The 9,703-nt window shown below is 44.5% G+C and carries 7 protein-coding genes and 1 pseudogene; 3 read left to right on the top strand and 5 right to left on the bottom strand.

Annotation, left to right across the window (positions count from 1 at the left end):
* Positions 1-271: pseudogene (locus RTR63_RS06070) on the bottom strand (hypothetical protein); the annotation flags it as partial.
* Between the two features lie 261 nt (positions 272-532).
* Entirely contained in the window at positions 533-1,678 is a 1,146-nt protein-coding gene (locus RTR63_RS06065; protein WP_312523243.1) for a sulfate ABC transporter substrate-binding protein, read from the bottom strand.
* 266 nt (positions 1,679-1,944) lie between these two features.
* Here RTR63_RS06065 and xseA point away from each other — a divergent pair, with 266 nt between their 5' ends.
* Positions 1,945-3,462 (top strand): exodeoxyribonuclease VII large subunit, encoded by a 1,518-nt coding sequence (gene xseA, locus RTR63_RS06060; RefSeq protein WP_312523239.1) that lies wholly within the window; start codon positions 1,945-1,947, stop codon positions 3,460-3,462.
* Positions 3,463-3,485: 23 nt separating this feature from the next.
* Positions 3,486-3,680: an exodeoxyribonuclease VII small subunit gene (xseB, locus tag RTR63_RS06055; RefSeq protein ID WP_076776608.1), complete on the top strand. Its 195-nt coding sequence runs from the start codon at positions 3,486-3,488 to the stop codon at positions 3,678-3,680.
* A gap of 68 nt (positions 3,681-3,748) precedes the next feature.
* Here xseB and RTR63_RS06050 read toward each other — a convergent pair whose 3' ends face one another.
* The 3 genes from RTR63_RS06050 to RTR63_RS06040 all read right to left on the bottom strand — a co-directional run bounded on the left by RTR63_RS06050 (position 3,749) and on the right by RTR63_RS06040 (position 8,844).
* The gene (locus RTR63_RS06050; protein ID WP_060995769.1) at positions 3,749-5,797 is read right to left on the bottom strand and encodes a potassium transporter Kup; all 2,049 of its coding nucleotides are present in this window, start codon (positions 5,795-5,797) and stop codon (positions 3,749-3,751) included.
* 153 nt (positions 5,798-5,950) lie between these two features.
* Positions 5,951-7,534, bottom strand: coding sequence for a DHA2 family efflux MFS transporter permease subunit (locus tag RTR63_RS06045; protein WP_312523235.1), 1,584 nt, complete (start codon positions 7,532-7,534; stop codon positions 5,951-5,953).
* 8 nt (positions 7,535-7,542) lie between these two features.
* Positions 7,543-8,844 carry an HlyD family efflux transporter periplasmic adaptor subunit gene (locus RTR63_RS06040; RefSeq protein ID WP_312523233.1) on the bottom strand — a complete coding sequence of 434 codons (1,302 nt, stop codon included), beginning with the start codon at positions 8,842-8,844 and terminating at the stop codon, positions 7,543-7,545.
* A gap of 296 nt (positions 8,845-9,140) precedes the next feature.
* Here RTR63_RS06040 and RTR63_RS06035 point away from each other — a divergent pair, with 296 nt between their 5' ends.
* Complete coding sequence (locus tag RTR63_RS06035) at positions 9,141-9,698, top strand: TetR/AcrR family transcriptional regulator (protein ID WP_312523231.1); 558 nt, start codon at positions 9,141-9,143, stop codon at positions 9,696-9,698.
* The last annotated feature ends 5 nt before the right edge of the window (positions 9,699-9,703 follow it).

Genomic DNA, 9,703 nt, shown 5'->3' with positions numbered 1-9,703 from the left:
TTCGCCATGATAATTTAGCTTTTTTGAATTGTTTTCTAGCTTTGGCGTGGGTTTCGTTGATGGCTTGGATAGTCTGACTGTGTAAGCCTAGCAGTTCACCACTACCTTTGGTATATTCGTTTAAATCATACGCACTAAAGAATTTGCCAGTACGCTTAAGATGCTCGTAGCTTAACGCATTGACATAGTTCCATACGAAATTCACCGAACCGCTTAGGCGATTTAATTGGTTTATGTGTTTGTCTCGTATGCGTAGCTTGAGTGTTTTCATAGGATTATTTTAGCAAAATTTATGCAAGCGTTATAGTGTACAAGTTGCCTTATATCCACCGCCTAAAGTCGGTGGTTTTACGGCAACGGCTGATAAAAATCCAGAAATAAAGATACAAAAAGCTCTGCATCCAAAATCTTAAGCACGGCTATAGTACCATCTCACTTTGATTTTCCAAACTATATTTATGCGCTTTAAATATTCTTAGCTAGAATAAAAAACCAGAGCCGAACTCTGGTTTTGTGAGGTAAAAACAGCCAACTATTTTGCCGCAGGTGCCGATGCTATGGTGCTTGTTGGGCTGGCTAGTTGATCAAAGACACCACCATCTTTGAAGTATTTGGTCATGATATCCGTCCAGCTGCCAAATTCGGCATTGGGACTAAAGGTGGTAAGCGCGGGTAATTTATCTTGATTTTTAGCCAGTACCGCCGCATCGCTTGGACGCAGGTATAAATCTGCCGCCAATTGCTGGGCAGGCTCGCTCCATAAATAATCAAGATAGGCTTTCGCTGCTTCGTTGGTGCCTTTTTTATCGGTCACTGATTTAACAATCGCCACCGGGTTTTCTGCTGATATGGTGTAGCTTGGATAGACAATTTGCACATCGCCTTTACCAAACTGTTTGACCGCGAGATTGGCTTCATTTTCAAAGGTGACTAACACATCGCCAATTTGACGTTGTAAGAACGTGGTCGTCGCCGCACGCCCCCCATTTTCATATACCGGCACATTTTTGAGCAGGTCTTTGACAAAGTTTTTGGTTTTGCTTTCATCTTTATTAAAACTATGTAAGCCGTAGCCATACGCACCTAAGAAGGCATAACGCCCATTACCCGTGGTTTTTGGGTTGGCAAGGACGATTTGTACGCCTGGTTTTGCCAAATCAGACCAGTCTTTGATTTGTTTTGGGTTGTCTTTACGCACCAAAAACACGATGGCACTGGTATAGGGTACTGCTTTATTTGGGAATTGGCTTTGCCAATCTTGTGCCACCAAGCCTTTTTTTACCAACAGCTCTACATCTGAGCCTTGGTTCATACTGACCACGTCCGCTTGCAGACCGTTGGCAACTGCTAGCGCTTGTTTGCTAGAGCCGCCATGCGACTGCTGAATATCAATGGTTTTGCCACTATTTTTGGCTTCGTAGTATTTGATAAACATGGGATTGTAGCTTTTATAAAAGTCACGCGCGACGTCATAGGAGACATTGAGCAGTTTAATAGCGCCTTTATCGCTCGCACCTTTATTTGATTGCGTGGCGGCTTGACCTGAAGCGGCTTGTTGGTCTTGCTGGGTGGGCGCACGTGAACAGCCTGCTAGGCTCACGCCTAATAACGCTAGACTTGATAGCACGGCTACGGTTTTGTGTTGAACCTTATTTTTTTTTTGAAAATTAACAGTCATCATGGTCACCCCTCATCTCAATATATAGTGTTAAATGTTAAATTCATTCATATTATTTTACAAAAAAAGCGTCGTCAAGCAAAAACAATATTATTCTGCACCCATATTCCACTTCTGAATATTACATCATAAAATATAATGTAATATTTAAAATTAAAGATTGAGCAAACTGAATCCCATTCACATCACACCTAAATCACAAATGTCACATTGTCAGCGTTATCATTTTCGCCTACAATTTTATTTTTAATTATCAAGAATTCTCCATGGCAAAAGCTTCCAAAACCGTTATCAAATCAATTGAAGATCAGCTCGCACGACTGGATTTGCAAACCACCTCATTAAATCAGGCTGATGACGTATTTTTGGCGCTGCTTGACGATGGTGAGCCTGACAATAAAGCAACTGCAAAGCGTGGCAGTGTTGATAACTTAAGCGTTGATAGCTTAAACGATTATGACTTTAGCGAACAATTAGCCATTCAAGATCGCGATAGCCAATTGCAACAGGCGTTAAGCGATACCGTATTGTCATTGAGCGATTATCTATCCGCTGTTCAGTTGGTGATTAGTGAAACGTTTGCCCATACCGTTTGGGTGAAAGCTGAAATCCGTAGTCTGTCAGCCAAAGGCGGTCACTATTATTTTGAATTGGCGGATAAAGATATGGATGGCAAAGTCACCGCCAGCTGCCGCGGCACGCTATGGCGTGGTCAAGCAGCCAAAGTACTGTCAAAATTTGAAAAAAATACTGGCATGAGCCTTGAGCGAGGCTTGAATGTATTGCTCAAAGTCTCAGCCACGTTCCATGCCCAGTATGGCTTTTCATTAAACATCGTCGATATCGACCCCACTTACACATTAGGCGATTTGGCAAAGCAATACCAAATGATTTTAACCAGACTGCATGAAGAAGGGCTGCTTGATCTCAATCAATCACTCCCGATGCCGTTTGATATTGAGCATGTGCTCGTCATCGCGCCTGAAAAAGCCGCAGGGCTGGGCGATTTTCGTGCGGATGCCGATAGGCTCGCCAGTACAGGGGCGTGTATTTTTCATTATGAGCACGCCACCTTTCAAGGCAATCATGCCCCACAAGATATCCGCCAAGCCTTGATTCATGGTATTAAAACCCTTGCCAATCAAGCCATCACGCCCGACTTGATAGTGATTATCCGAGGTGGTGGCGCGGTGGGCGATTTGGCCTATCTCAATGATTACGAACTTGCCGCGCTGGTGGCTGAGCAGCCGATACCGGTATGGGTCGGCATTGGTCATGAGCGCGACCGCGTCATGCTAGATGAAGTGGCACATCAAAGTTTTGATACCCCATCGAAGGTTATCGCAAGCATTCGCAATCATTTGCTGACTATTACTCAGGCTGCCAAACAACATTTTTTGACCATCGAGCAAATTGCTAAATCCAGCATCTTGCAGGCACGCCATGATAGCGAACAACAACTTACCAAGATACAATCGGCAGCGCAGCGACAATTATCTGCCGCTAAACTTGCCATGGACAACCAATTTGTACAGATTCGCCAGCTTGCTTATCAGCAAATCACAACGGCTCGTCAATCGACCGATCGACTGCGTGAGATGACATTGTTACAGCATCCGTCAACTGTATTAACCCGTGGCTATGCGATTATCAGAACCTCGCATCCTGCATCAAATACGGTGATGACTTCGATTGCCCAAGTTGAACCCAATTCAACCATAACCATTGAACTACAAGATGGCTATCTACAAGCCACTGTCAATGCCAAACACCCAAAAAACTGACCTATCCATCAACAGGAATAACCATGACCGAGCCAACTGATTTCAAAAGCGCCTATGAGGTGTTAAAAACAAATGCACAACGCTTGCAAAATAGCCAAGAACCCAACATCGACGCACTGATGACCATTGTAGCGGAGTCCATTGACGCCTATAAAGTATGCCAAGCGCGAATTGATGCCGTCGAAGCCTCGCTGAATCAAGCATTTGAAACAGACTAAGTCACAATCAAGCAGAAAAGCAGAAAAAAAAGCCACTATCGAAGGAATGGCTTTTTTATGTTAGACATTTAAATTTCTACTTTGGCACCCATTTCTACCACATTGTTGCTAGGAAGTTTTAGAAACTCAGCCGCGGTGCCGGCATTACGGTGCATATGGGCAAACAATTTTTCACGCCATAACGCCATACCTTTGATGCTCTCAGATGCCACCACCGCCTCATGGGATAAGAAATAACTCACCTTGGCAGGATCGAAATCAAAGTTAAATTGCTGAATGTGTTTGAGTGAGTCTGGCACATCAGGGTCATTTTTAAAGCCAAAATTGAGCACCACCTTCCAGCAATTGTGTCCCAAATAGGTCACTTCACTGCGCTTGCTGAGACCCACCCAAGGGGTTTCTAGGGTATTCACAGTGACAAAGATATTGTACTCATGCAAGCATTTATTGTGCTTTAAGTTTTGTTTCAACGCCACGGGCACGATATCGACTTCAGAGACCATAAATACGGCAATGCCTTTGATTTTTTTGATATTTTCAAACAGCACTTGGCAGCGCTGGTTGATTAAGATTTTCTCCTGCAGTACCGCTTGCTGATTTTGCAGCTCTTGGATATTCTCAAGTGGCGCGTTTTCAATATCTTGGGTCAGCTTTTCTAATTTGCCTTGCGTTGACTCCAGAGCTATTTGTAAGCGTTTATTGGTAAAACTACCAAACAAGTCATCCAAGAAATTTTTTAAGTTAATTTGTCTTGTGGTATGGGCAATTCTCACCAAGTTACGCCCATCTCGCCAAGTCATCATGAGCACAAACATGACGCCCCCTAACAACAATGGGAACCAGCCGCCCTTGAGTAGTTTGAGCAGATTTGACGCCCAAAACAAGAAATCCACCACAAAGAACAATGAGGTCGCGGCGATACACAGTAGCAATGGGTATTTCCACGCATAGCGAATCACAAAGAAGGTCAATATCGTGGTAATCAGCATATCCGTACAAACCGCAATACCATAAGCGGCCGCTAACGCACCGGACGATTTAAACATCACCACAGCAAACGCAATGGCGATAAATAAGCCCCAGTTAATCGCTGGAATATACACCTGACCCACTTCTTTGACATTGGTATACACAATACGCATACGCGGTAAAAAGCCCAGTTGCACCGCTTGTTTGGTGATACTAAACGCCCCAGAAATCAGCGCTTGTGACGCAATCACTGTCGCTAATGTTGCCATTACCACCATCGGAATACGCATGGCATCTGGAATCATCAAAAAGAAGGGATTGGATTTGCCATCAGGGTTGGCGAGTAAAAATGCGCCTTGCCCGAAATAATTGAGCAACAAGGCGGGCATGACAATGGAAAACCAAGCGATACGAATCGGTTTTTTGCCAAAATGCCCCATATCGGCATACAAAGCTTCACCGCCTGTCACACACAGGACAACTGCCCCCAAGATGATAAAGGCGAGTGTCGGATTGGTCACCACAAACTGATAAGCATAGATGGGATTGATGGCTTGCAAGATTTCGACATTGTGCTGGATATGATAAACCCCAATGCCAGCAATCAACAAAAACCATAGCACCATTACAGGTCCAAACAGCTTGCCGATACCTTTGGTACCAAATTTTTGCACAAAAAACAGTATGAACAAAATGGTCAGCGTGGCAGGTATCACCACGCTATGCAGCCGTGGCGATACCACCGTCAAACCTTCTACTGCCGATAGCACCGAGATGGATGGGGTAATCACCCCATCGCCATAAAACAAGCAGGTACCAAATATCCCCATGGTCATGATGATTGCGTGCAATTTTGGGCGATGTTTCACCGCGCTTGATGCCAAAGCGAGCATCGCAATCAGACCACCTTCCCCTTTATTGTCGGCGCGTAGCACCAACGAGATGTACTTGAGACTGACGATGATGGTGATAGTCCATACAAATAACGACAGCACCCCATAGATATTGGCAACGTTAAAGGCGACATGACCAGAATTAAAAACTTCTTTTACTGAATACAGTACACTGGTACCGATATCGCCATAAACGACCCCGATTGCCCCTAACGTCAGTGCAGGAACCGAGGTTTTAGCATGTGCTTTACTCATAAATTAACGACGCAATTTGATAAGATGGATTATTATAAGTCGAATTATAAAATTGCGGTTAAATTATATTTTGTAACCAAAGTTATCTATGTACTTGACGATAGTAACATTTTATCAGCGTCAATTTGAGATAAGCAACCTAAACCCTTATTTTTAATGGTGAAATGGCGGTTTGGCAAGCCAAATCATACCAATCAATAATAAGAACACCAAGCCAAACACATAAAAGACCTCATTCGAACCAATAATCAGCGCCTGTTGGTTAATATTTTGGTTGATGAGTGCCAACGTTTGGTCATAACTCATGCCAGACGCTTGCAGGCTTTTTGACCACGCATCAAAATTAGAATTTTGGCTGATACTTTCGGTCAAATAAGTATGCGCATAATTGCTGCGTCTTTCCCACACAGTCATCACCATTGAAGCGCCAATCCCGCCCGCCAAGGTTCTCACAAAGGTAAAAATCCCTGTCGCTGCCGCCATTTTATGATGCGAAATGTTGGAGAGTGCAATGGTGGTTAAGGGCATAAAAAACATGGCAGTACCCAGTCCTTGGATAAACTGCGGCCAAAACACATCCCAAAACGTCATCTGCGGATTAAAATCACTACGCCATACGAAGGTCGCACAATAAATTAAAAAACTTAACGTCACCAAGATGCGCATATCAATGTTTCGCGCGTATTTACCGATTAAGGGCGTCAACAACACCGGGAAAATACCAATCGGTGCCGCTGCCAATCCTGCCCAAACCGCGGTATAACCCATCGTTTGCTGCAGCATGAGGGGCAATAGCACAATGGCGCCCATATATAGCAAAAATGCCAAGCTAATCACCAATGTGCCAATGGTAAAATTGCGGTCTTGAAAAATCGACAAATCAATAATCGGATGTTCCTCACCGCGCTCCCAAATTATCAAATAACTCAAACATAAAACGCTAATGACGGCTAAAGCAATGATTTCAGGGGAAGCAAACCAGTCGAGCTCACGCCCACGATCCAAGAAAAACTGCAGTGCACCCACCCCGACAATCATCAAAACAAGGCCTACTTTATCAATATCGGTCTTGATGACAGGTGTTTCGCGGTTTTTAAGTTGTTGCCATGCCAAAATAATGGCGACAATACCAATCGGAATATTGATAAAAAATATCCAGCCCCAGTGATAATTATCGCAGATATAACCGCCCAAAATCGGACCTAATATCGGCGCAGTGACGACCACCATAGCAAATAATCCAAGCGCCATCGCCCGTTTTTCAAGCGCAAAAGACTGTAATAATAGGCTTTGTGCCAGTGGAATCATCGGGCCTGCTACTGCGCCTTGCGCCACCCTGGCAATAATCAGCATCGTCAAACTATGTGACACCCCACATAGCCATGAACAAAACACAAATAAACTTGCCGACACCAAAAACACTTTGACCGAGCCATACTGACGAGCCAACCACCCTGTGAGGGGAATAGATATCGCGTTGGAAACGGCAAACATGGTAATCACCCATGTACCTTGTGAGGTCGCCGCACCCAAATCCCCTGCGATGGTCGGTAATGCCACATTGGCAATGGTCGAATCAAGCACCATCATAAACACCGCCATCGATAGGGCAAAAGTCACAATCGCAAGCGGCATCCCTGATAAAGGCGCGGGCTGATCGCCTTGTGGTTGACTACGGGCTGGACTATCAGTCGCTGGCTGCTCTGTATCGATATTGGGTGAAATTGCTTCCGCCATTTTTCACCTCACGATTGGTTTTGCTGGATAATTTGTTGGATAATTTTGGTCGCGCCTGACATATCGACTTGCGGCTGCAGCTGGGCAACAGGTTTGTTGCTAGCGGTCGCGGTAGCCACCTGCGGTTTGCCTTGTTGGTCTCGGCTATCAAGCTCGGCATGCATACTTAGCCCCACGCGTAGCGGATGCTGTTGTAATTCTTTGCTATCGAGTGCAATTCGTACAGGTAGACGCTGGGTGACTTTAATCCAGTTACCGGTGGCGTTTTGGGCAGGCAAAACCGAGAACGCACTGCCTGTTCCTGCTGATAAGCCAATCACTTTGCCATGATAAATAATCTCTTTACCATATATATCTGATGTTAAATTCACCGCTTGACCTAGGTGAATGTCTTTAATTTGGCTTTCTTTAAAATTGGCATCAACCCACAAATCATGTAACGGCACAATCACCATCAAAGGCGTGCCTGCGCTGATTTTTTGACCTAATTGCACACCGCGTTTGGCAATTTGCCCATCGATGGGTGCTACAATCTGGGTACGGTTGAGATTGAGCCAAGCGGTTTGGATATTCGCTATCGCGGTTTGTACCGCAGGTTGTGATAGCACATCATTTTTACCTAAATTGGCGATTGTCACATTGCGCTGCGCTTCGGCAGTCACAACGGCAGAGCGAGCGGTGGCTTGCTTGGCAACTGCCGCATTGAGCTGGGCTTGGGCTTTTTTGACAGTGTCGGCAGCATGCTGGACTTCTTCTTGCGATACTGCTTGACTTGCCATCAAAGCGGCGCGGCGTTGATAGTCAGATTGTGCGGCAAGCAGCGCAATCTTGGCAGATTCAATTTGTGATTGCACTTCATTCATCGCAGTTTGTGCTTGCGAGATATTGACATCAGCTTGTTGGATGGTTGCGGTTTGGGTTTTATACTGTCTGATTGCTGTGCGCAATTGTGCTTTGGCGGTTTCAAGGGCTAAGCCATTATCCGCTTGGTCTAACGCCACCAAAGTTTGCCCGGCTTTGACCATATCCGTGTCATTGACGCCAATCGCCGTCACCGTCCCCGATATTTGCGCGTTGATTTGTACTTGGTTGCCGCTCACATAGGCGTCTTCGGTACTGACTTGATAGCGCCATTGAGTAACGTATAGCCATAACGTCACTGCAGCAATGGCTAAAACAATCAAGGTAAATACCAATAGGTTTTTTTTACGTTTGGATTTGGCAGGGATTTGGGTTGTGCTATGCGTAGATGCGGGTGTCGGTGCGGGTTCGGGGCTATCATCAACCCCAGTCGGCATGGTTTCAGCCATTTTTTCGTCCTTATCGCTAAACTTGAGTGGCAAAATCTAAAAAATCCGACGGTTGACAGACGGATTTATGCTAGACAATATGCTGGATTATGTAATTTGATATGTTTAATGGGTGGCAATATAAAACTATCCTAAACAGCCTTCAAGCATCAAATAAAACATAAATGTTGCATAAGGATACAGTTAGGTAGATAATGTTGTTTATTGTAAAAATTTTGCGCGATTCGTGCGATTGCTAAAATTTAAAGGCTAAGACATAAAGCGTAAGATGAAGAGCGTAAGGATACCAAAAAGCGATGAACGAAAATGATTTACGGGTCATTAAGACTGAACAACATATCGAGCAAGCTTTTCTCGCATTACTGCAGCAGAAACCTTACCGCGCCATCACGGTCCAAGATATTTTAGATACGGCAGCGATCAACCGCTCAACCTTTTATCGTCATTACGCCAGTAAAGAGGCGTTGGCAGAGAAGATGGTGAGTAATTTTCGCCAAGTGTATGAGAAGTTCTTAACTGAACGCTTTAGTGTCGCCAGTCAAGAAAATTTACTGATGTGTTTGGAACAATTTTGGGCGTTTATTCACGCGCAAAAACAACGCATACTGGCTTTTTGGCAAATCAAAACCCCCAATATTCATTTATATGATGATATGTATGCGTTAATCAAACAAAATTATATTGACCATGCCAAGCGCCATGGACGCCCAGGCGACTTAGAGTTTCAAGGGCATACGTATGCAGGGATTATATTAAACAATTTAAGTTACTGCCTGCAGCAGGACCAGCAAATGTCACTCGAGGATATTCGTAGCAATATACAACTGATGATGCAGACAGTGTCTATACAGTAATCTCT

It is taken from the genome of Moraxella sp. CTOTU47724 (genome assembly GCF_032014955.1).
Lineage (GTDB): Bacteria > Pseudomonadota > Gammaproteobacteria > Pseudomonadales > Moraxellaceae > Faucicola > Faucicola tetraodonis.
Note: the sequence above shows the minus strand (reverse complement) of the source record. Positions and strands in the feature narration are given on the sequence as shown.

Excerpts from the sequence above, each read along its gene's own strand:
- xseB (WP_076776608.1), top strand. The coding sequence starts at position 3,486 with ATGACCGAGCCAACTGATTTCAAAAGCGCCTATGAGGTGTTAAAAACA.
- RTR63_RS06045 (WP_312523235.1), bottom strand. The coding sequence starts at position 7,534 with ATGGCGGAAGCAATTTCACCCAATATCGATACAGAGCAGCCAGCGACT.
- RTR63_RS06050 (WP_060995769.1), bottom strand. The coding sequence starts at position 5,797 with ATGAGTAAAGCACATGCTAAAACCTCGGTTCCTGCACTGACGTTAGGG.
- RTR63_RS06065 (WP_312523243.1), bottom strand. The coding sequence starts at position 1,678 with ATGACTGTTAATTTTCAAAAAAAAAATAAGGTTCAACACAAAACCGTA.
- RTR63_RS06040 (WP_312523233.1), bottom strand. The coding sequence starts at position 8,844 with ATGGCTGAAACCATGCCGACTGGGGTTGATGATAGCCCCGAACCCGCA.
- xseA (WP_312523239.1), top strand. The coding sequence starts at position 1,945 with ATGGCAAAAGCTTCCAAAACCGTTATCAAATCAATTGAAGATCAGCTC.
- RTR63_RS06035 (WP_312523231.1), top strand. The coding sequence starts at position 9,141 with ATGAACGAAAATGATTTACGGGTCATTAAGACTGAACAACATATCGAG.